Source organism: Brevundimonas balnearis, from assembly GCF_042434805.1.
Classification (GTDB): domain Bacteria; phylum Pseudomonadota; class Alphaproteobacteria; order Caulobacterales; family Caulobacteraceae; genus Brevundimonas; species Brevundimonas balnearis.
Genome location: NZ_JBHLSW010000003.1, coordinates 872,457 through 892,604, shown reverse-complemented (window position 1 = coordinate 892,604; position 20,148 = coordinate 872,457). Strand labels below are relative to the sequence as shown.

The 20,148-nt window shown below is 69.0% G+C and carries 22 protein-coding genes; 16 read left to right on the top strand and 6 right to left on the bottom strand.

Features of this window, described 5'->3' with window-relative positions; all coding sequences use genetic code 11:
* Positions 1-681 precede the first annotated feature (681 nt).
* Positions 682-3,531 (bottom strand): preprotein translocase subunit SecA, encoded by a 2,850-nt coding sequence (gene secA / locus ACFFGE_RS05650; RefSeq protein ID WP_376835152.1) that lies wholly within the window; start codon positions 3,529-3,531, stop codon positions 682-684.
* A gap of 238 nt (positions 3,532-3,769) precedes the next feature.
* On the opposite strand from secA, the gene ACFFGE_RS05645 reads away from it, so the two are divergent.
* The 6 genes from ACFFGE_RS05645 to ACFFGE_RS05620 are packed head-to-tail and all read left to right on the top strand — an operon-like array spanning position 3,770 to position 7,147.
* Positions 3,770-4,672 (top strand): peptidylprolyl isomerase, encoded by a 903-nt coding sequence (locus tag ACFFGE_RS05645; protein WP_376835149.1) that lies wholly within the window; start codon positions 3,770-3,772, stop codon positions 4,670-4,672.
* Positions 4,672-6,021 (top strand): bifunctional glutamate N-acetyltransferase/amino-acid acetyltransferase ArgJ, encoded by a 1,350-nt coding sequence (argJ, locus tag ACFFGE_RS05640; RefSeq protein ID WP_376835147.1) that lies wholly within the window; start codon positions 4,672-4,674, stop codon positions 6,019-6,021. Before ACFFGE_RS05645 ends, argJ begins: the two co-directional genes overlap by 1 nt.
* A gap of 18 nt (positions 6,022-6,039) precedes the next feature.
* The gene (locus ACFFGE_RS05635; protein WP_376835145.1) at positions 6,040-6,273 is read left to right on the top strand and encodes a hypothetical protein; all 234 of its coding nucleotides are present in this window, start codon (positions 6,040-6,042) and stop codon (positions 6,271-6,273) included.
* Positions 6,270-6,539: a type II toxin-antitoxin system RelE/ParE family toxin gene (locus tag ACFFGE_RS05630; protein WP_376835143.1), complete on the top strand. Its 270-nt coding sequence runs from the start codon at positions 6,270-6,272 to the stop codon at positions 6,537-6,539. The genes ACFFGE_RS05635 and ACFFGE_RS05630 overlap by 4 nt, the downstream gene beginning before the upstream one ends.
* Entirely contained in the window at positions 6,536-6,943 is a 408-nt protein-coding gene (locus tag ACFFGE_RS05625) for a (deoxy)nucleoside triphosphate pyrophosphohydrolase (protein ID WP_376835141.1), read from the top strand. Before ACFFGE_RS05630 ends, ACFFGE_RS05625 begins: the two co-directional genes overlap by 4 nt.
* A 27-nt stretch (positions 6,944-6,970) precedes the next feature.
* The gene (locus ACFFGE_RS05620) at positions 6,971-7,147 is read left to right on the top strand and encodes a Flp family type IVb pilin (RefSeq protein ID WP_376835139.1); all 177 of its coding nucleotides are present in this window, start codon (positions 6,971-6,973) and stop codon (positions 7,145-7,147) included.
* Here the strand turns inward: ACFFGE_RS05620 and ACFFGE_RS05615 are convergent.
* Positions 7,140-8,027 carry a methyltransferase domain-containing protein gene (locus ACFFGE_RS05615; RefSeq protein WP_376835137.1) on the bottom strand — a complete coding sequence of 296 codons (888 nt, stop codon included), beginning with the start codon at positions 8,025-8,027 and terminating at the stop codon, positions 7,140-7,142. The genes ACFFGE_RS05620 and ACFFGE_RS05615 overlap by 8 nt on opposite strands.
* Between ACFFGE_RS05615 and ACFFGE_RS05610 the strand changes: the two genes are divergently transcribed.
* The 6 genes from ACFFGE_RS05610 (at position 8,026) to ACFFGE_RS05585 (ending at position 11,591) form a co-directional block, all read left to right on the top strand.
* Positions 8,026-8,814 (top strand): ComF family protein, encoded by a 789-nt coding sequence (locus ACFFGE_RS05610; RefSeq protein WP_376835135.1) that lies wholly within the window; start codon positions 8,026-8,028, stop codon positions 8,812-8,814. The genes ACFFGE_RS05615 and ACFFGE_RS05610 overlap by 2 nt on opposite strands.
* 32 nt (positions 8,815-8,846) lie before the next feature.
* Positions 8,847-9,101, top strand: coding sequence for a glutaredoxin 3 (gene grxC / locus ACFFGE_RS05605; RefSeq protein ID WP_376835133.1), 255 nt, complete (start codon positions 8,847-8,849; stop codon positions 9,099-9,101).
* 2 nt (positions 9,102-9,103) lie between these two features.
* Complete coding sequence (locus ACFFGE_RS05600; protein ID WP_376835131.1) at positions 9,104-9,946, top strand: carbon-nitrogen hydrolase family protein; 843 nt, start codon at positions 9,104-9,106, stop codon at positions 9,944-9,946.
* The gene (locus ACFFGE_RS05595; protein ID WP_376835129.1) at positions 9,943-10,377 is read left to right on the top strand and encodes a DUF1178 family protein; all 435 of its coding nucleotides are present in this window, start codon (positions 9,943-9,945) and stop codon (positions 10,375-10,377) included. The genes ACFFGE_RS05600 and ACFFGE_RS05595 overlap by 4 nt, the downstream gene beginning before the upstream one ends.
* A gap of 19 nt (positions 10,378-10,396) precedes the next feature.
* Complete coding sequence (locus ACFFGE_RS05590) at positions 10,397-10,837, top strand: DUF6265 family protein (protein WP_376835127.1); 441 nt, start codon at positions 10,397-10,399, stop codon at positions 10,835-10,837.
* Between the two features lie 166 nt (positions 10,838-11,003).
* Positions 11,004-11,591 (top strand): DUF4168 domain-containing protein, encoded by a 588-nt coding sequence (locus ACFFGE_RS05585; RefSeq protein ID WP_376835125.1) that lies wholly within the window; start codon positions 11,004-11,006, stop codon positions 11,589-11,591.
* A 43-nt stretch (positions 11,592-11,634) separates the two neighbouring features.
* Here ACFFGE_RS05585 and ACFFGE_RS05580 read toward each other — a convergent pair whose 3' ends face one another.
* The gene (locus ACFFGE_RS05580; protein WP_376835123.1) at positions 11,635-13,485 is read right to left on the bottom strand and encodes a monovalent cation:proton antiporter-2 (CPA2) family protein; all 1,851 of its coding nucleotides are present in this window, start codon (positions 13,483-13,485) and stop codon (positions 11,635-11,637) included.
* Positions 13,486-13,620: 135 nt separating this feature from the next.
* Between ACFFGE_RS05580 and ACFFGE_RS05575 the strand changes: the two genes are divergently transcribed.
* Positions 13,621-15,693, top strand: a complete 2,073-nt coding sequence (locus tag ACFFGE_RS05575; RefSeq protein WP_376835121.1) for a S46 family peptidase — start codon at positions 13,621-13,623, stop codon at positions 15,691-15,693.
* Positions 15,690-16,226, top strand: coding sequence for a GNAT family N-acetyltransferase (locus tag ACFFGE_RS05570; RefSeq protein WP_376835119.1), 537 nt, complete (start codon positions 15,690-15,692; stop codon positions 16,224-16,226). Before ACFFGE_RS05575 ends, ACFFGE_RS05570 begins: the two co-directional genes overlap by 4 nt.
* 19 nt (positions 16,227-16,245) lie before the next feature.
* Here ACFFGE_RS05570 and pgsA read toward each other — a convergent pair whose 3' ends face one another.
* Together pgsA and ACFFGE_RS05560 are read right to left on the bottom strand one after the other, a co-directional pair.
* Positions 16,246-16,866, bottom strand: a complete 621-nt coding sequence (gene pgsA, locus ACFFGE_RS05565) for a CDP-diacylglycerol--glycerol-3-phosphate 3-phosphatidyltransferase (protein WP_376835117.1) — start codon at positions 16,864-16,866, stop codon at positions 16,246-16,248.
* Positions 16,867-16,951: 85 nt separating this feature from the next.
* The gene (locus tag ACFFGE_RS05560; protein ID WP_376835115.1) at positions 16,952-17,575 is read right to left on the bottom strand and encodes a carbonic anhydrase; all 624 of its coding nucleotides are present in this window, start codon (positions 17,573-17,575) and stop codon (positions 16,952-16,954) included.
* A gap of 113 nt (positions 17,576-17,688) precedes the next feature.
* On the opposite strand from ACFFGE_RS05560, the gene ACFFGE_RS05555 reads away from it, so the two are divergent.
* Together ACFFGE_RS05555 and ACFFGE_RS05550 are read left to right on the top strand one after the other, a co-directional pair.
* A complete protein-coding gene (locus tag ACFFGE_RS05555; protein ID WP_376835113.1) occupies positions 17,689-17,880 on the top strand; it encodes an AbrB/MazE/SpoVT family DNA-binding domain-containing protein in 192 nt (63 codons plus the stop codon).
* On the top strand, positions 17,881-18,261 hold the full coding sequence (locus ACFFGE_RS05550; protein ID WP_376835111.1) for a PIN domain-containing protein: 381 nt from the start codon (positions 17,881-17,883) through the stop codon (positions 18,259-18,261).
* A gap of 3 nt (positions 18,262-18,264) precedes the next feature.
* Here ACFFGE_RS05550 and uvrC read toward each other — a convergent pair whose 3' ends face one another.
* Positions 18,265-20,124: an excinuclease ABC subunit UvrC gene (uvrC, locus tag ACFFGE_RS05545; protein WP_376835109.1), complete on the bottom strand. Its 1,860-nt coding sequence runs from the start codon at positions 20,122-20,124 to the stop codon at positions 18,265-18,267.
* Positions 20,125-20,148: the final 24 nt, after the last annotated feature.

The window sequence follows — 20,148 nt, the reverse complement described above, 5'->3', positions numbered from 1 at the left end:
CGGCCGCTACCGCCGGCGCTGGAGATCAGCTACCAACCCCCTGGGCTCTCATAATGATCGAGGGACCGGCGGGGGGCAGGTCAGCGTTCCTGATGCTGAGATCCCTGCGCAGTAGACTGACGGGATGTTCGCGGCCGAGCGGCTCGAACCTGCCCCCTCCGTACGCCGGTACGAACGCCACGACCTAGTTCAACTTTCGCCGCTCTTGGATGCGACCGCCGGCCCGCTCACGTGGACCCGCATCATCGCCGCTCATTTCGCCAGCATCATCTTCGCAAAGGTTCAGGGTCCAGGTGTCCGGCGCTGTTCACCAGGGCGCCGCGCGCCCGCCGACTGCATCAGGGTGACGGTTTCCGGCACGGACGCGGGGACGGCTCCAGTTGGCCTTCGTGGCGCCCCCTGACCGATCCGGGCTTGACGCTCGTGGCGCGGGCGGGGGAAGGGGCGCCGGCCCCTGCTGTACGTCACCTTCTTCCTTCAGCCCCAGCCGAAGCTCCGGTGCGTGAGTCCGGACGCCGCACGCGACGCCGAGGAGGGGCGGGGCGGCCGGGGCGTCAGAAGCGCCCGCGTCGTCTCGATGGCTTCGGCCAGCTCCTCGGAGCCCGGCCGAAGCCCGCGAACAGGCGCGTGGGCAAGGCTGGGTCCTGCATGACGAAGACGCCCGATGCTCGGCGCGGCAGGTCAGACCAGCGCGCCGTGGCAGTGCTTGAACTTCCGGCCGGACCCGCAGGGGCAGTCGGCGTTGCGGCTGGTGCGCTCCCAGCCGGGAGGCAGGGCGCTGACGGGCAGCCGAGCACGATCGTCGCCCTGCAGCTGCTGTTCGGGCGACTGGGCGGCCGGGTTGGCCATCTCGTTCTCGCCCGTGCCGGGATTCAGGTGAATCTCCTGGAACTCGGGCATCTCGGGCGGCGGTTGGAAGCGGAACTCGACCGTCATCAGCCAGCGCGTCACATTGTGCCGCAGGTCGTGCAGCAGACCTTCGAAAAGGCTGAAGGCCTCGGTCTTGTACTCGTTCAGCGGATCCCTCTGGCCGTAGCCGCGCAGGCCGATGACCCCGCGCAGGTGATCCAGATGCACCAGGTGTTCGCGCCACTGCATGTCGATCATCTGCAGCATGAACTGCTTCTCGAGACCGCGGGTCTGCTCTGTCCCGATCAACTCCAGCCGCTCGGCGGCGCGCGCGTCGGCGGCGGCGTTCAGCCGATCCTCGATCTCCTCGTTGGACACGCCTTCTTCCGCGGCCCAGTCGTGCAGCGGCAGATCCAGGCCCAGCGTCGACTGGACCTTCTCCTTCAGCCCGTCGATGTCCCACTGTTCCGCATAGGCGTTCGGCGGCATGTGGCGCTCGACCAGGTCCGACACCACGTCACGGCGGAAGTCGGCGACCAGCTCCGACAGGTCGTCGGAGTCCATGAACTCCTGGCGCTGTTCGAAGATGGCCTTGCGCTGGTCGTTCACGACGTCGTCGTACTTCAGCAGGTTCTTGCGGATCTCGTAGTTGCGCTGCTCGACGCGCTTCTGCGAGGTCTCCACCGCCTTGTTCAGCATCGAGTGGCTGATGGCCTCGCCCTCGGCCACGCCGAAGGTGCGCATGATGGCGTCCAGCCGGTCCCCGGCGAAGATCCGCATCAGGTCGTCTTCGGTCGACAGGTAGAACTTGGAGCGGCCCGGATCGCCCTGACGTCCGGTGCGGCCGCGCAACTGGTTGTCGATGCGCCGGCTCTCGTGGCGCTCGGTGCCGAGCACGAACAGGCCGCCGGCGGCGAGCGCCTCGGCCTTCTTCGCCTCGATGTCGGCCTTGAACTCGGCCTCCTTGGCGGCCGCCGCTTCCGGTGTGATCTCGAGGCCCTGGTTGCGCTGGTCCTGGCGCCAGCGCTGCATGCGCATTTCCAGGTTGCCGCCCAGCTGGATGTCGGTGCCGCGGCCGGCCATGTTGGTCGCGATGGTGACCGCGCCGGGAAGGCCCGCCTCCGCCACGATATAGGCTTCCTGCTCGTGCTGGCGCGCGTTCAGGACGTTGTGCGGTATGCCGCGCAGCCTGGTTTCCCAGACGATGTCGTAGGCCTGATCGCCGGCCTTCTTGGCCTCCTTCTCCTTGCCTTCGAACTCCTTCTTCAGGGTCCGGGACACCTCGACCTTGTACTCGTAGGTCTTCAGCATCTCCGACAGCTGCTCGGACTTCTCGATCGAGACGGTGCCGACCAGGATCGGCTGCCCGCGCAGGTGGCATTCGGCGATGTGGCGGCAGATGGCCAGGTTCTTCTCGCGGGCGGTGCGATAGACCTCGTCGTCGTCGTCGATTCGCTGGACCGGCCGGTTCGTGGGGACCTCGAGCACCTCCATTTTGTAGATGTCGAGGAACTCCTGGGCCTCGGTCGCGGCCGTACCGGTCATGCCCGACAGCTTCTCGTAGAGGCGGAAGTAATTCTGGATCGTGACCGAGGCCAGGGTCTGGTTCTCGGGCTGGATCTTGACGCCTTCCTTGGCCTCGATCGCCTGGTGAAGGCCTTCCGACAGGCGGCGGCCCTGCATCATGCGGCCGGTGAACTCGTCGATCAGCATGATCTCGCCGGCGCGGATGATATAGTCCTTGTCGCGCTGGTAGAGGGTGTTGGCCCGCAACGCCTGGTTCACGTGGTGGACCAGACTGATGTTCACCGGGTCATAGAGGCCGGCGGAGTCCTCGGCCATGAGCTTGGCCTCGGCCAGCATCTCCTCGATGCGCTCGGAGCCTTCCTCCGTCAGCAGCGCCTGACGCTGCTTCTCGTCCAGGTCATAGGTCGCCTTGTCCTGGATCAGCTGCTTCACCAGGCCGTCGACGATGACATAGAGTTCAGAGCGGTCCTCGGTCGGGCCGGAGATGATCAGCGGCGTGCGGGCCTCGTCGATCAGAATCGAGTCGACCTCGTCGACGATGGCGAAGTGGTGGCCGCGCTGGACCATCTCGCGCCGGTCGTAGACCAGATTGTCACGCAGATAGTCGAAGCCGAATTCGTTGTTGGTGCCGTAGGTGATGTCCGCCGCATAGGCGGCCTGACGCTGGCCCTGGCTCAGGCCGTTGACGATCACCCCGACCTCGAGCCCGAGGAAGCGATAGATCCGACCCATCCACTCGGCGTCGCGCCGGGCCAGATAGTCGTTGACGGTGATGACGTGCACGCCCTTGCCGGACAGGGCGTTCAGATACACCGGGGCGACCGCCACCAGGGTCTTGCCCTCGCCGGTGCGCATTTCGGCGATGCCGCCCTCGTTCAGGATCATGCCGCCGGTCAGCTGCACGTCGTACTGACGCTGGCCCAGCACCCGCTTGGAGGCCTCGCGCGCCACGGCGAAGGCGTCGTCGAGGATCTTGTCCAGCGACTCGCCCGCCGCCAGCCGGTCGCGGAAGGCGTCGGTCATCATCCGCAACTCGCCGTCCGACAGGGCGGCGTACTTGGGCTCCAATGCGTTGATGCGCTGGACGCGGCCCATGAACGACTTGACCTTGCGGTCGTTCGAGGAGCCGAAGAACTTCTTGGCGATGCCGAGCATGCGGGTTCCGGTAAGCGTGGAGCGACAGGGCTCTCGTGAGGCGGCGATCAACGCCGCGAGAGGGGCTGGAACGGGCGGCGTCGACCCTGTCGGAACATCGTTCCGGGCCGCCGCGCGGACGATCGAAAACCCCTCGACTTGGGCGCAGGCGGGACTTAAGCACCGGCCTTACCCCTGTCAACGCAAGGGGTATCGGCGGTCCGCCGCCGGCTTCGTTCCGGCTCGCGAGGAGCGATCCATGCGCCCCATCCGACACATGTTGCTGGCACTGCTGGTGCTGACCGTCGCGGCCTGTTCGCGCGGGGGGGCCGACGAGCGCCCGCCGGAGCCGGGCGACAGGGCTGTGGCGCGGGTGGAAGGGCGTGTGATCTGGGCCTCCGACGTCAAGCGCGAGGCCGTCGCTCAGGGACTCATCGGCGAGGGCGAGCCGCTGGACACGACCTCCCCCCTGTTCCGGCGGGTGCTCGACGAGGTGGTGGATCAGAAGCTGCTGGCCCGCGAAGCCGAGCGTCGCGGCCTGGATAACTCGGCTCTGGCCCAGCGCCGCCTGGAGGCGACCCGCGAGCGGATACTGGGCGACATGCTGGTCGACAGCGTGGTCGATCGCGCCATCTCGGACCAGGCCGTGCAGGCGCTCTATGAGGAGCAGCTCCGCCTCGCGCGGACGTCGGAGGAGATCCGCACCCGTCTGATCCTGTCACGGACGCGCGAGGAGGCCGACGCAGTCTTGGGTCTGTTGAACACCGGCGCCTCGTTCGAGGCGGTGGCGATGGAACGCTCCGTGGACGAGGCGACGCGGTTCTCCGGCGGGGACCTGGGGTATTCTACCCTGGACGTCATGCCGGAGGCCTACGCCAATGCGCTCCGCGACCGGCCGGCCGGATCGACCGTCGGGCCGTTCCAGACGGACGGCGGCTGGGCGGTGCTGCGGGTCGAGGACCGCCGCCGTGAAACGCCGCCGACGCTGGACCAGGCCCGGCCGCAGATCGTGCGCTATCTGACCTATGAACAGGTGCGTCAGTTGCTGGAGGACCTGCGCGGAAACGCCGAGGTCGAGGTGCTGCTCAGCGATCCCGCGTCGCCCGGCGAAGAACCGGCCTCCGCCCCGGCTCCCGCGGGCGCTACCGAGAAGGCGAGCTGATGGCGCGCGGACCCAACCCCTTCGAGAAGGCCCTCGACCCGCTGACCACGGCGCTCAAGCTGGGCGGCAGGGCGACCCCAGCGGCCGAGCCGACCGGCGCGGGCAAGCCCGGCCTGGCCATCGCGCCCCTGGCGGTGCCTTTCCCGGCGATCCCCCCGATCGCGGGTTGCGAGATCGCGACGGCCCGGGCCGGCTTCTACAAGCATGAACGCGACGACCTGGTCGTCTTCCGCTTCGCGCGCGGCACGACCTGCGCGGGGGTCTTCACCCGCCACAAGGTGGGCTCCGCTCCCGTCGACTGGTGCAAGCGGCATCTGGCGGCGGCCGACGGGGGCGCGGACATTCGCGCCCTGGTGGTCAACGCCGGCTGCGCCAACGCCTTCTCGGGCAAGTCGGGCGCGGACGCGGCGCGGCGCACGGCCTCCGAAGTCGCCAAGCGCTTCGGCTGTCGTCAGCGCGACGTGATGCTGGCTTCCACCGGCGTGATCGGCGTGCCGCTCGACGATCGCAAGATCATCGCCCGACTGAACGACGTGGAGCGGTCGCTGAACGCCGACGCCTGGGCCAAGGCCGGTCGGGCGATCATGACGACCGACACCTTCCCCAAAGGCGCCTACGCCGAGACCGAGATCGACGGCTACAAGGTCCGGATCGCGGGCATCGCGAAGGGCTCGGGCATGATCGCGCCCGACATGGCGACCATGCTGGCCTTCATCGTCACCGACGCCGACATCCATCCGAACGTGCTCAGGGCGATGCTGGGTCTGCACGTGAGGACCACCTTCAACTCGGTGACGGTGGACGGCGACACCTCCACCAACGACACGGCGCTGCTGTTCGCGACGGGCGCGTCCGGGGCCCCGCGCATCGGTCGGGTGGGCGACCGGCGGCTGAAGGGCTTCAGCCAGGCGCTGGACAAGGTGATGCTGGACCTGGCGCACCAGCTGGTCCGGGACGGGGAGGGGGCGCGGAAGTTCGTGCGCATCACCGTCAACGGCGCCGCCAGTCCCGCCTCGGCGCGCAAGCTCGCCAAGTCGATCGCCGAGAGTCCCCTCGTCAAGACCGCCATCGCAGGCGAGGACGCCAACTGGGGCCGCATCGTCATGGCCGTCGGCAAGACCGAGGAGCCGGTGGACCGGGACCGGCTGTCGATCTGGTTCGGGCCCCACGCCGCCGCGCTGGACGGCTCGCCGGCGCCGTCGCTGAACGAGGCGACCATGAGCGCCTATATGAAGAACGCTGAGCTGGAGATCACCGTGGACGTCGCGTCCGGTCGGGCGTCGGCGACGGTTTGGACCTGCGACCTGACCAAGGGCTACATCGAGATCAACGGCGACTACCGGAGCTGATTGAGATAGGATCCGCTCATGAGCGCTAAGCCCGATGCCGTTAACCGCTATGCTTACGAGACGCCGCCGTTTCTGAGTCCGGCACTGAGCGCCGATCTGGACAGCGACTCGCCGTCCGCCGATGCGTTGGAATGGCTGCGGTCGCTCCACGAGGCGCGTGTGGCCGATCCAAGACCGCGGCTAACGTCGGAGCAGGTCGGCGAGAACCTCAGAGCTCGTCATGCGGCGCGTCTCAGACGAGACGAAGTGTGACGATCAGGCTGGTCTACGTCCCGGACGCCGAGTTCGATCCTGAGGCCATCTACGACCTGATCGCCGAAGAGTCGCCATCGGCGGCTATTCGGTTCGTCGAAGACCTTCGGCGGCGCTGCGAAGCGTTCGCCGATTTACCGCGCATGGGACGAACGCTCGGGAACGGTCTATATGAGTTCACCTTCGATCGACGAGTGCGCGTCTTCTACGCCGTCTCGGAGGAGGAGGTTCTAGTTTCGCAGTTTCGCTATCTGGGTCAGCAATGACCACTGTCCCCACCGTTCTCGTCGTCGCCGTCGCCCTGGTGGACGCCGACGGGCGTGTGCTGATCGCCCAACGGCCCGAGGGCAAGCAGATGGCGGGTCTGTGGGAGTTTCCCGGCGGCAAGGTCGAGCCCGGCGAGCGCCCGGAGGCGGCGCTGATCCGAGAACTGAACGAGGAGTTGGGGATCGAGGTGGCCGAAAGCTGCCTCGCCCCCTTCGTGTTCACCAGCCATGCTTACGATTCATTTCACCTGTTGATGCCACTCTATCTGTGCCGGCGCTGGTCCGGACGGGTCGAGCGGCGCGAGCACGCGGCGCTGGCCTGGGTGAAGCCGAACCGCATGCGGGACTACCCGATGCCGTCGGCCGACGAACCGCTGGTCGCCTGGCTCTGCGACCTGCTCTAGGGCGCGCCCGCGGAAAGGGGAGGCGAAATGATCGGTCTGCTGATCCGCTTCCGCCGCGACGAGGCCGGGGCCACCGCCCTGGAATACGGTTTGATCGCCGCCCTGATGTTCGTCGTCTGCCTGGCCGGCTGGCAGGCGCTGGGCGGCAACGCGTCCGGCCTCATCGGCCGCACCATGTCCGCGATCGCCAACGCCCTCAGCTGACGGTTCCGTCGGGGCCCGCGTTGATCTCCCTGACGCCCAGGGCGTCGGCGAGACGGACCTTGGCCGAGCCGCGCGGGAGCGGCCGGGGCTGGCTCTCGTGCGGCGCCCAGCCGGCCAGGCGGATGATTTCGAAGGTCGCCGGGATGCGGCCGTCGGCCTGGCCATATCGCTCGGCGTAGAGCTGGGCGGCGCGGGCGGCGATCTCCCGGCTCAACGGACGCACGGGCCCGGCAAGGGCGCTCGTCTCCCCCATGGCGCGCAGGTCGCGGATCAGGGCGAACATGTCCGGGTAGCGCACCGTGATCCGATCCACATCCGAGACCGGCAGGGCGAAGCCGGCCCGCTGCAGCAGGCCCGCGCCGTCGTAGCCGTCGGCGAAGGGCGACACGCGCGCCTGGGCCCCGCCGCGAACCTCCAGCTCCGCTTCGGTCAGCACGCCGCGCAGCTCCTTCAGCGTCCCCGCGCCGAACAGGGCCGCGAGGAACAGGCCGTCGGGCTTGAGCGCGCGCCGGATCTGCGCCAGCGCCCCGGGCAGGTCGTTCGCCCAGTGCAGCGTCAGGAGCGAGACGATCAGATCCGTCGACGCCGATTCGATCCCCATGCTCTCCGCCCCCGGATCCGCCGATGGGCGCACCCTGCGGACGGGCCCGACGCGAGCGGCGGCGTCGCTGCCCGCCAGCGCTTCGGCGAACGGACCCGGCAGGGCCGAGGCGTCGACGGCCGCGGGAAAGTCGCGCAGGATGGCCTCCAGACTCTCGACGGCGTCCTCGGCCACGCGCCGGCGCAGGAAGTCGGCGCGCTCCGGCCGGGCGCGGGCCAGGCGCGCGGCGCGGCGACGGGCGTCGAACAGGACGGGCGGGGGAACGGGGGCTGTGGGCATGCCGAACGAAGGTGGGGCCGTGCGGCCGATTTGGGAACCCGGTCCGAGGCTGAAGGGGCTGGGCCGGTCGATGCTGGACCTGCTCCTGCCGCCCATGACCCATGCGGGAGAGGCGGCGGCTTCCACGGGAATGGGGGCGGACGCTTTCGCGCGTGTGGTCTTTCTAGAGTCGCCGGTCTGCGACGGCTGCGGCGCGGGGCTGGAGTTCGACGGCGGGGCCTTCGCGGAGAGCCGGTGCGCCGCGTGCCTGGCGAGGCCCTATCGCTTCGCCCGGGCGCGGGCGGCCTGCGTTTACGACGAGGCGTCGCGCGACGCGATCCTGAAGCTGAAACACGCGGACCATCAGGCTTATGCGCCGCTGTTCGCCCGCTGGATCGCGCGGGCGGCGGCCGAACTCATCGAGGAGGCCGATGCCGTCGTCCCCGTGCCGCTGCATCGCCTGCGGCTTCTGTCGCGCCGCGCCAACCAGGCGGCGGAGATCGCCCGGCCGCTGGCGAAGCTGTCGGCGCGCGAGTACCTGCCCGACGCCTTGGTCCGGGCGCGGCGGACCGACAGCCAGGGCGGGAAGAGCGCGCGCGGCCGGCGGCTGAACGTTAGGAAGGCTTTCGAAGTCACACCGTCCGGGGCGATGCGGGTACGCGGGCGGCGCATCCTTCTGATCGACGACGTGTTGACCACGGGCGCGACGGCCGAGGCCTGCGCCGACGCCCTGCTGACGGCCGGCGCCCGCGCGGTGGACCTGGCGGTGGTGGCGCGGGTGCGGACGGCGCGAACCTTGCCTATGTAGGGCGTCACACGTCAGTCACGGAGATTCACGCGTTGGCCGAAGTCGTCATCTATACCAAACCCGGCTGCCCCTACTGCCTGCGGGCCGAAATGCTGCTGAAGTCCAAGGGCGTGGACTATCAGGAGATCGTCGCGTCCAACGACCCGGCGAAGCGGGCGGAGATGAACGAGCGTTCGGGTCGCAACACCTTTCCCCAGATCTTCATCGACGGGAAGCACGTGGGCGGATGCGACGACCTGGTGGCGCTCGACAACCGGGGCGGGCTCGACCCGCTTTTGGCCGCCTGACGATGACCGAGGGGGCGGTTCGCGTCGGCCTGGTCCAGAGCCGCGCCCCGGCGACGCCGGAGGCCGCGCTCGCGCATCTCGAGCCTCTGGTGCGCGAGGCCTCGGAGCAGGGCGCGCGCCTGATCCTGACGCCAGAGGCCTCGAACATGATGCAGCGCCGGCGCGAGGCGCGGGACCTCCATCTGGCCGATGAGGCCGACGACATCGTGGCGCAGGGCCTTTCGCGGCTGGCGGCCGAGCTCGGTGTCTGGATGCTGGTCGGCTCGGTCGTGGTCCGGTCCGGGCGCGCGGAGGACGACCGGGCGGCGAACCGGTCCCTGCTGATCGATGATCGCGGCCGGACGGTCGCCCGCTACGACAAGCTGCACGTGTTCGACGTCGATCTGCCGAACGGCGAGACCTATCGCGAGAGCGCCACGGTGCGTCCGGGCGACGGCGCGGTCGTGGCCGACACGCCGTTCGCTCGGCTGGGGCTGACCATCTGCTACGACCTGCGGTTTCCGCAGCTGTTCCGGAGTCTGGCCAAGGCCGGCGCGGAGATGATCGCGGTTCCGGCCGCCTTCACCGTGCCGACGGGGCGCGCCCATTGGGAGACGCTGCTGCGCGCCCGCGCCATCGAGACCGGCGCCTTCATCCTGGCGCCCGCCCAGGGCGGGGAGCACGAGGACGGCCGCGCCACCTGGGGACGCTCCATGGTGGTCGATCCGTGGGGCGAGGTGATCGCGCGGCGCGACGACGACGCCCCTGGCGTCCTCATCGCCGATCTGGATATGAGCGCGGTCGGCCGCGCCCGTCAGGCGGTGCCCAGCCTGAGCCACGATCGCGAGTTCCTGCCGCCCCGATGATCCGATACGCCCTCGCTTGCGATCTCCAGCATGGCTTTGAGGCCTGGTTTTCCTCGTCGGTCGACTATGACGATCAGGCTTCGCGCGGTCTGGTCGAATGCCCCGTGTGCGGGTCGCGACAGGTGTCAAAGCAGATCATGGCTCCCGCCGTGGCGGGCACGAAGCGCACCGCGCCCGATCCCGAGGCGGTCGGCCGCATGCGTCAGATGATGATGCAGGCGGTGAAGGAGGTGCGCAGCCACGTCGAACAGAACTTCGACTACGTCGGCGACGCCTTCGCGAAGGAGGCCCGGGCCATCCATGAGGGCAGGTCGGAGAAGCGCGAGATCTACGGCGAGGCCACGCCCGCCGAGGTGCAGGCCCTGAAGGCCGACGGCGTGCCTTGCGCCCCCTTGCCGAGCCTGCCTCCCGAGCCCGATAAGCTGAACTGATAACCGACCGGAGGTCGCGATGGTTTGGCTGGCGCTCGTGGTCGCCCAGGCGGCGGCCCCCGACCTGTCCTGGATGGACGGGTACTGGCTGAGCTGCGAGGGGGCGCGGGAGGTCGCGGGAATCTGGACCGACGACCGGGTGGGCCAGAAGCTTGGAATGAGCGTCACGGTCCGGGGCGGGAGCGTCAGCTGGGAGCAGGCCCGCATAGGCCCGTACGGAAACGGCCTGGCCTTCTTCGCGGCGCCTTCGGGGCAGGCGGCGGCGGTGTTTCCGATGGTCGAGGCCAGCGAGGGGCGGATCGTTTTCGAGAGTCCGGACCACGACTTTCCGCAGCGGGTCATCTACAGCCGGGATGGAGCCAGGCTCGTGGGTCGAATTGAAGGGCAGATCGAGGGTCAGGTACGGTCGGCGGAGTGGCGCTACGAGGCTGCTGCCCTCAACGCCCGCTGCCCCAGATAAGTCGCCGGCGGGCCTTATTTGCCTTCGCGGGAAGGGGAGGGGTAGACTGCGTCCCTCCCCAGACCCCTGTTTCTGTTCATCTTCGCTCATCGGGGACACGCGGGCTTCAAGCCTGCGAGCGACCGGCCCTGTCGCCGGATGTGAACGCGACCCAGAAGGAGAGCCCATGCGCTTCCACCTCTTCGCCGCCGTTTCCGCCGTCGCCCTTCTCGCCACCGGCGCCCATGCCCAGGACGCGGGCGCGCAGCCGGCCCCGGCGCCCGCCGCCGAGGCCCAGGTCGTCACCGACGCCGATCTGGCCGCCTTCGCCCGCGCCGCGACGTCGGTCCGCACCGTCATGGAAGGCGTGCAGGGCGGTCAGCCCACCGCCGATCAGCAGGCCGCCATGGCGACCGCCATCACCGACGCCGGCCTGACCATCGATCGCTTCAACGCCATCTCGACGCAGGTCGCGGCCGATCCGGAACTGCAGGCCCGTGTGGCGATCGCCGCGACGCCGGAGTCCCCCGCGGGCTCCGTGGCGGCGGGGGTCACGGACGCGGAACTCGCCCAATTCGCGCCGGCCTACGCCCGGGTGCGTGAGATCGCCGTGGCCGCCAACGGCGCGCCCACGACGGAGCAGCAGACCCAGATGGCCGAAATCATCCAGAACTCGGGTCTGACGATCGAGCGCTTCAACGAGATCTCGGGAGCCCTGTCGTCGGACCAGCGTCTGCAGGCGCGGGTCGCCCTGGCCGAGGCCCAGGCCGGCTAAGCCCAGCCTCTCGCAGAACGAGCCCGGAGGAGGCGCGGTCCGATCAGGTCCGCGCCTCTTCTTTTTCCTCCAGAACCTCGGCCGCCTCTTCGTTGAGCGCGACGCCTTCGCGGCGAGGTTTGACGTAGGGGGCCGGCTGCGGCGTGACCATGTTGCCGCGCATCAGGTTCCGACCGGCCGTCAGGCCCCCCGCGAGCTGGAGCGTCAGCCGCTCCTCGTCGCGACGACGCACATCCTCGATCGTCTCGGTGATCTGCTCGCCGCTGAAGCCCAGGTCCGCCAGCACATGCTCGGCGAAGGCCAGAGCGGATTCGAACGTTTCGCGAATCTGATACTCGACCCCCGCCTGGATCAGTCGCATCGAATGGCCCCGGTCGTAGGCGCGGACGAACAGCTTGGTCAGCGGGAACTCCGACTTTACCAGTTCGACGATGCGGTCGGCGACCTCCGGCTTGTCGACGCAGACGAGGATAGTCTCCGCCGAGCCGGCGCCGGAGGCGCGCAGCACGTCCAGCCGGCTGCCGTCGCCGAAATAGACCTTGAAGCCGAAGTTCCCGGCGGCCTGGATCATCTCCACGTCGTTGTCGATGATCGACACGTCGACGTCGCGCGCCAGCAGCGGCTGCGACACCACCTGGGCGAAACGGCCGAAGCCGATGATCAGCACCCGTTCGCGCAGGTTCTCGGCCTTGTCCACGCCTTCGGCGCCCTCGGCCGACAGGGTCTCCTTCGGCATGAAGCGGCTCATCAGCAGGGTGGTCACCGGCGTCAGCACCATCGACAGGATGACGATGGCGGTCATCGCGGCGCTGATCCGGGCGTCGAACACCCCCGCCGTCAGGGCCGCGCCGTAGAGCACGAAGGCGAACTCGCCCCCTTGCGCGAACAGCACGGCGCGCTCGACCGACTCGCGCTCCGAGGCCTTGAACAGCCTGGCGATACCGTAGATGGCGACGGCCTTGACCGCCATGAAGGCGACCACGCCGCCGATCACCAGACGCCAGTCCGCCACGACCACAGCCAGGTCCAGAGACATGCCGACGCTCAGGAAGAACAGGCCTAGCAGAATGGCGCGGAACGGCTCCACGTCGGCCTCGAGCTGGTGGCGGAAGGTGCTCTCCGACAACAGGACGCCGGCCAGGAAGGCGCCCATGGCCATGGACAGTCCGCCCTCCGACATCAGCCAGGCCGCCCCCGCGACGACCAGCAGGGCTCCGGCCGTCATGACCTCGCGCCCGCCATACCGCGCCAGAATCCGGAACACCGGGTTCATGACGTACTTGCCGGCCACGAAGACGGCGACGATGGCGCCCAGCGCCAGCAGAAACGTCCGCCACATGGGCGCGCCCTCGGTCGCGACGCCGGTCGCGGAGGCGATGATGGCGACCACCGCCAGCAGCGGCACGATGGCCAGGTCCTCGAGCAGCAGGATCGACACGCCGCGCTGGCCCAGCGGCGTGCCCAGCTCGCCCCGCTCGTCCAGCATCTGCATGATGACGGCGGTGGACGACAGCACGAAGCCCATGGCGGCGACGAAGGCGACCGCCAGGCTGAGGCCCGCCGCCAGGCCCGTCAGCGTCAGCAGCAGACCGCAGGCCGCGACCTGGGCGGCGCCCAGGCCGAAGATGTCCTTGCGCAGACTCCACAATCGAGTTGGCCGCATCTCCAGCCCGATGATGAAGAGGAAGATGACGACCCCGAATTCGGCGACGTGGAGGATCGTCTCCGGCTCGTCGAACAGGCCGATCCCGAACGGACCGATGACCATGCCGGCCGCCAGATAGCCCAGCACCGAGCCCAGCCCCAGTCTGCGGAACAGGGGTACCGCCACGACCGCGGCCGCCAGCAGCGCCGCCGCATGGCCCAACTCCAGTCCGCCCGTCGGTTCCGCCATGCGCTCAGCCCCTGAGTGTCGCCCGCCGACAGTATGGGGAGTGCGGTGGGGCTTTACGAGAGGCGATGACAAGGCTCGCCTTGCAGGTCTCCATCGCCTAGCGTCCACGCCCGAAGAACATACGTGGAGGTCCGCATGTCCCGTTCCCTGATCGCCATGGCCGTCGCCGGCGTGTCGTGGCTCACCCTCGACGCTTCCCCGGCGAAGGCCGAGGAGGGGATGTGGACGTTCGACAACTTCCCGATCACGCGCGCCAACGCCACGCTGGGCACGAACATCGACCAGGGCTGGCTGGACCGGGTCCGTCTGGCGTCCGTGCGGCTGTCGGGCTGTTCGGCGGGCTTCGTGTCGAATGAAGGTCTGATCCTGACCAACCAGCATTGCGTCGCCTCGTGCGTCGCGGCCCTGTCGACGCCGGAGCGGAACTATGCGGAGACCGGCTTCCTGCCCCGCTCGCGCGACGAAGAGGTCAAGTGCCCCGGGCAGGTGGCCGAGGTGCTGACCGCCATCACCGACGTCACCGAACGGATGCAGGCCGCGGGCGCGGGTCTGGAGGGGCAGGCCTTCACCCAGGCCCGTGACACGGAGGCCGCCCGGATCGAACAAGAGGCCTGCGGCGACGCCGCTGAGCGTCGGTGCCAGGTGATCAGCCTGTATCGGGGCGGCCAGTTCAAGCTCTACGATTTTCGTCGCTACGACGACGTCCGGCTGGCCTGGGCGCCTGAGGACCGCGCCTCGACCTTCGGCGGCGATCTCGACAACTTCTCCTTCCCGCGCTTCGCCATCGACGGCGCGTTCCTGCGCGCCTACGAGAACGGACGGCCGGCCCAGACGCCGAACTTCTTCCGTTGGAATCCCGAAGCGCCCGAGGCCGGCGCGCCGGTGTTCCTGAGCGGCAATCCCGGCTCGACCCAGCGGCTGCTGACCCAGGACCAGCTCCACACCCTGCGCGACGTGGTGCTGCCGCTCGATCAGCTGATCGATTCCGAGCTGCGCGGCCGGCTGATCCGCTTCGGCGACGAGAGCGAGGAGAACGCCTTCATCGCCATGGATCCGCTCTACGGGCTGGAGAACACCTACAAGCGCGGCCGCGGCCGTATGGCGGCGCTGATCGACCCGGCCTTTATGGCGCGCCGCGCCGAGGCGGAGGCGGATTTCCGCGCCCGCGTGGCGGCGAACGCGGCGCTGGCGGCGGAGGTCGGAGACCCGTGGGCCGAACTGGCGGCCGTCCAGCCGGTCCAGCGCGAACTCTATCCCGCCTACGCCATGCTGGAGGCACGCGCCGGAGGCGGTTCGCTGCTGTTCTCCTACGCCCGCACGCTGGTGCGGGCCGCCCAGGAGCGGGCGAAGCCCCCGGCCGAGCGCCTGCCGGAGTATTCCGACAGCCGGCTGAACGCGGTCCGCAACAGCCTGCTGGCCAGCCGCCCGGTCTATCCCGCGCTGGAGCAGGAGCGACTGGAGTGGTGGCTGTCCAAGACCCGCGAGTGGCTGACGGTCGACAATCCCAACGCCCGCGCACTGCTGGGCCGTGAAAGCCCTGAGGGTCTTTCGGCGCGACTGGTCGAAGGCTCGACGCTGGCTGATCCCGCCGTACGCCAGGCGCTTTGGGAGGGCGGCCTCGAGGCGGTGCGCGCCTCGAACGATCCTCTGATCCAGTACCTGCTGTCCATCCAGGAGCCGACCCGCGCGATCCGCACCGCTTGGGAAGAGCGGGTGCAGGCGCCGACCGACCGCGCGTCCGAAGCGTTGGCGAAGGCGCGCTTCGAGGTCTATGGCGACACCGTCTATCCGGACGCCACCTTCTCGCTGCGCCTGACCTACGGGCTGATCGAGGGGTCGGACGTACCGGGGCAGCGCTTCCAGCCGTTCACCACCTTCGCGGGGCTGTGGGACCGGGCGACCGGCGAGGCGCCCTTCGACGTGGCCCCTCAGATCCTGGCCGCCCGCGACCGGATCGACCCGGACACCGTCATCGACATGACCGCCTCGACCGACACCATCGGCGGCTCCTCCGGTTCGCCCGCGATCAACGCGGCGGGGGAGATCATCGGCGCGAACTTCGACTCCACGGTCCTGACGCAACGGAATGCTTACGGCTACGACCGTAATGTGAACCGGTCGGTCCTCGTCTCGACCGAAGCCATCACGACGGTGCTCAGGCAGGTCTATGGAATGGACCACCTGATCCGGGAACTTGGAGTCGAGTGAGCGAAAGAATTCGCGCGGCCGGTCCGAAGGACATCGAGGCCCTCCACGCGCTGATCGAAGGCGCCTACCGCGGCGATTCCGCGCGTCGGGGCTGGACCCATGAAGCGGACCTTCTGGGCGGCCAGAGGACGGACGTCGAGGGTCTGACGGCGCTCCTCGCCATGGCGGGACAGACGATCCTCGTGGCCGAGCGCGACGGTCGGATCATCGGCTGCGTCAACCTCGCCGACCTGGGCGGCAAGGCCTACCTGGGCATGCTGTCCGTCGATCCCACCTTGCAGGCTCAAGGTCTGGGACGGCGTCTCGTCGCCGAGGCGGAGACGCTGGCCGCCGCCTTGGGCGCGAAGAGCGTGGAGATGACCGTGATCCGGCATCGGGTCGAGCTGATCGCCTGGTACGAACGGCGGGGGTATCACCTGACGGGGCAGACCCTGCCGTTCCCGATGCACGACCGCCGCTTCGGCATCCCGCGGCGGGACGACCTGGAATTCGTGGTCATGGAGAAGCGCCTGAAGGCGGAAGCGGCCGCCTGAGGCTCGGTCGGGCCCCGGATCAGGACATCTCCCGCCGGGCCTGACTGAAGTACTGCCAGCCGGTCCAGACCGTCACGATCGCCGCCATCCAGATCAGGGTGTCGGCCAGGAGCTGGAATGCGGGCAGGTGATCGAAGCTGAGGCCGAAGCCGTCCCAGTTGCGGGCGAACAGCTGGGCGCCGAGGGCCACGAGCTGAAGCGTCGTCTTCCACTTGGCCAGGGTGGTGACGGGCAGGGCGACCTGACCGGCGATGGTCTCGCGCAGCGCCGACACCGCGAACTCCCGGAACAGGATCAGGCCGCAAGGGATGGCGATCTGGGGCACCGAGCCCGAGGTCAGCACCCCCAGGATGGCGCCGGTGACCAGGATCTTGTCGGCGATCGGGTCCAGGATCGCGCCCCAGCGGCTCTCCGCGCGCCAGCGCCGGGCCAGGTAGCCGTCCACCCAGTCCGTCGCGGCCGCCACCACGAAAATGTAGAAGGCAGTGCGATAGAGGCCGAACTGATCTTCGGGGCTGAGGTAGGCGGACAGCACCGGCACCCCGCCGGTCGCGCCGGCCAGGATCAGGAACATCACCACCCCGGCGACGAGCCGAATGCTGGTCAGGATGTTCGGGATCGGATTGTGCGACGGGGTCATGGCGCGGCTTCCGTGTGCGTGGCGAGACGCGGTTGAGGGAAATGGGCGGACCGAGTCGCTAAGGTCGGGGATTCCGAAGTCCTTATCAATCCAAGGGAACGAGCCGGCCGTTGTCGTCCAGACGGCGCAGGACGCCCTCGCCGATGCCGAAGTGCAGGCCTAGGAGCTCCAGCTCGCCCCGCGCCACCCGCTCGGCGATCCACGGGAAGGTTCTGAGGTTGGACAAGGACAGGCCGATCACCGCGGCTTCCGCCTCGAGCTGTTCATCGCCCTCGTGGGCGTGGGCGATGGCGGCCTTCACCACGCCCTCGCCCTGGGCCACCCAGGGAGCGACGAAGTCCTGCGCGATCTCGGGCGCGCCCAGCCGCATGGCCTGGACTCCGCCACACAGGGCGTGGCCCATGACGACGATGCGCCGGACGCCCAGCGCCTTCACGCCGAATTCCAATGCCGCGGAGACGCCGTGCAGACCGCCGTCGGGCTGATAGGGCGGCACCAGATTGGCCACGTTCCTGACGACGAACAGCTGGCCCGGCGCCGCATCGAAGATCAGGGCCGGGTCGGCGCGGCTGTCGGAACAGGCCACGACCAGTGTATGCGGCTTCTGCCCATCGGCGGCCAGCGCCTCGTATTCGGCCTTCTCCTGGGGCCAGCGGTTCTGGCGGAAACGGCGGTAGCCCTCGGCCAGGGGATCGTTCGACTCGCTCATGCGGCACGCTCTAGACGATTGGGGCGCGCGGCAAAACCGTATATACATGTGCATACAGGAGTTCGCCGATGCCCGTCACCAGCCGGACCTTCAGAAGCGGAAACAGCGACGCCGTGCGCCTGCCCAAGGAGGTCACCTTCGGACCGGGCGTCGAGGTCGAGATCGAGCGTCACGGTGACGTGGTCACCATGCGGCCGAAGCGGATGTCGCCGCGTGAGCTCGTGGAGGCTCTGGAAGCGATGCCTAAGCCCGCGACGATCCAGAAGCGTCCTCCCTTCATCGCGCCGAAGCGCAAGGGCCTCTGATTGACCATCCTGCTTGACACCAGCGTCGCCATTCCGGTGCGGGACGGCGACCCTGCCGTGCTTTCGCGATTGGCCAAGCTTGAGGAGACTCTCGCCGTATCCATCGTCACCGTGGTCGAACTGCAAGGCGGCTTGGCGATGGACGACTCAGCGGTTCGGCGCGCACGTCTCGACCTGTTGCTGCGCGAGTTGCGGGTGCTGGCGTTCGGTCAACGCGAGGCTGCGGCCTACGGGGATATCGTCATGAAGGCAGGTTACTCCCGCCGGAAGGTGCTGGTCCGCATGATCGCGGCCCAGGCGATGACGGCCGGTGCGACGCTCGTTACGCTGAACCCCGGCGACTTTCGCGACATCGAAGGGCTGGCCGTCGAAGGCTGGTGAGCCTCATGCCTTCCTGAAGAAGGCGTGGATGCGCTCGGCCAGGGCCTGGCTGACGCCGTCGACCTTGATCAGGTCGGCGACGCTGGCGCGGCTGACGCCCCGGGCCGAGCCGAAGGCGTGAAGCAGGGCCTTCTTGCGTCCGGGACCGACCCCCTCGATCTCGTCGAGGGGGTTCTTCTTCACATCCATGGCGCGGCGGGTCCGATGGGCGCCGATGGCGAACCGGTGCGCCTCGTCGCGCAGCCGCTGGAGGTAGTACAGCGCCGGCGACTTCAACGGCAGCATGAAGGGCGGCTTGCCGGGGACGAAGAAGCGCTCCAGGCCGGCATCGCGATCCGGCCCCTTGGCCACGCCGACCACGGGAATGTCGTGTACGCCCAGCTCGGTCATGATGGCGACGGCTTCCGCCAGCTGTCCCGCGCCGCCGTCGATGAGCACCAGATCGGGCCGTTCGACGTCCTCGCCGGCCTCCTCCTCCTTGACCAGGCGCGAGAAGCGCCGACGCAGCACCTCGCGCATCATGCCGTAGTCGTCGCCGGGCGTGAGCTCCTCGCCCCGGATGTTGAACTTGCGATACTGGGTCTTCCTGAAGCCCTCGGGCCCGGCCACGATCATGCCGCCGACGGCGTTCGTGCCCTGGATGTGGGAGTTGTCGTACACCTCGATTCGCTCGGGCCTTCCTTCCAGACCGAAGGCCTCGCAAACCTCGTCCAGAATCTTCCCTTGCGCCGCGCCCTCGGCCAGACGCCGGCCCAGCGCCTCCTTGGCGTTGGTCAGGGCGTGCCGCACGAGATCGGCCTTCTCGCCACGCTGGGGCGTCGTGATCTCGACGCGCCGCTCGGCCTTCATGGAGAAGGCCTCCGCCAGGAGCTCGATCTCGTGCGGACGGACGTTCGACAGGATCAGGCGGGGGACCGGCTTGTCCTCGTAGAACTGCCCCAGGAACGCGCCCAGGATCTCGGCGTCGGTGTCCGACCGGTCGACGCGGGGGAAGTAGGCGCGACCGCCCCAGTTCTGGGCCGCCCGGAAGAAGAACACCTGAACGCAGGCCTGGCCGCCGTCTGTGAACAGGGCGAAGACGTCGGCCTCGTCCACCGTCTCCGGGTTGACGGACTGCTCCATGGTGATGGCCGACAGCGCGCGGATGCGGTCGCGCACGCGGGCGGCGCGCTCGAAGTCCAGGTCGTCGGACGCCGCCTGCATCTCGGCCGACAGGCGCGAGATCACCGCCCGGGACTTGCCGCGCAGGAACTGGTTCGCCTCGTCCACCAGCCCGGCGTAGTCCTCAAGCGAGATCAGGCCGGTGCAGGGCGCCGAGCAGCGCTTGATCTGGTGCAGCATGCAGGGCCGGGTGCGGGTCTCGTAGACGCTGTCCGAACACGACCGCAGCAGGAAGGCCTTCTGCAGGGTGTTGAGCGTCCGGTTGACCGCCCAGGTCGAGGCGAAGGGGCCGAAGTAGTCGCCCTCGATCGTGTGGGCGCCGCGGTGCTTCCTGACCTGGGGCGCCCGGTGGTCCCGCCGGATCATCAGCTCGGCGAAGGACTTGTCGTCCCTCAGCACCACGTTGAAGCGGGGCTTCAGACGCTTGATCAGGTTGGACTCGAGCAGCAGGGCCTCGGTCTCGGACGCCGTGACCACCAGCTCCATGGACCGGGTCAGGCTGACCATCAGGCCGATGCGCTGGGTGTGGAAGCGCCCCTGGGCGTACTGGAGGATGCGCTTCTTCAGGCTGCGCGCCTTGCCGACGTACAGGCAGGCGCCGTCCTCGCCGTACATGCGATAGACGCCGGGCTTGTCCGGCGCGCGCCGCGCCTCGTCGCGGATCAGGTCGGCGGCTGTCAGGGCGGGCGAGTCGTCCGTCATCGGCGCTCATATAGCGGCTGGCGG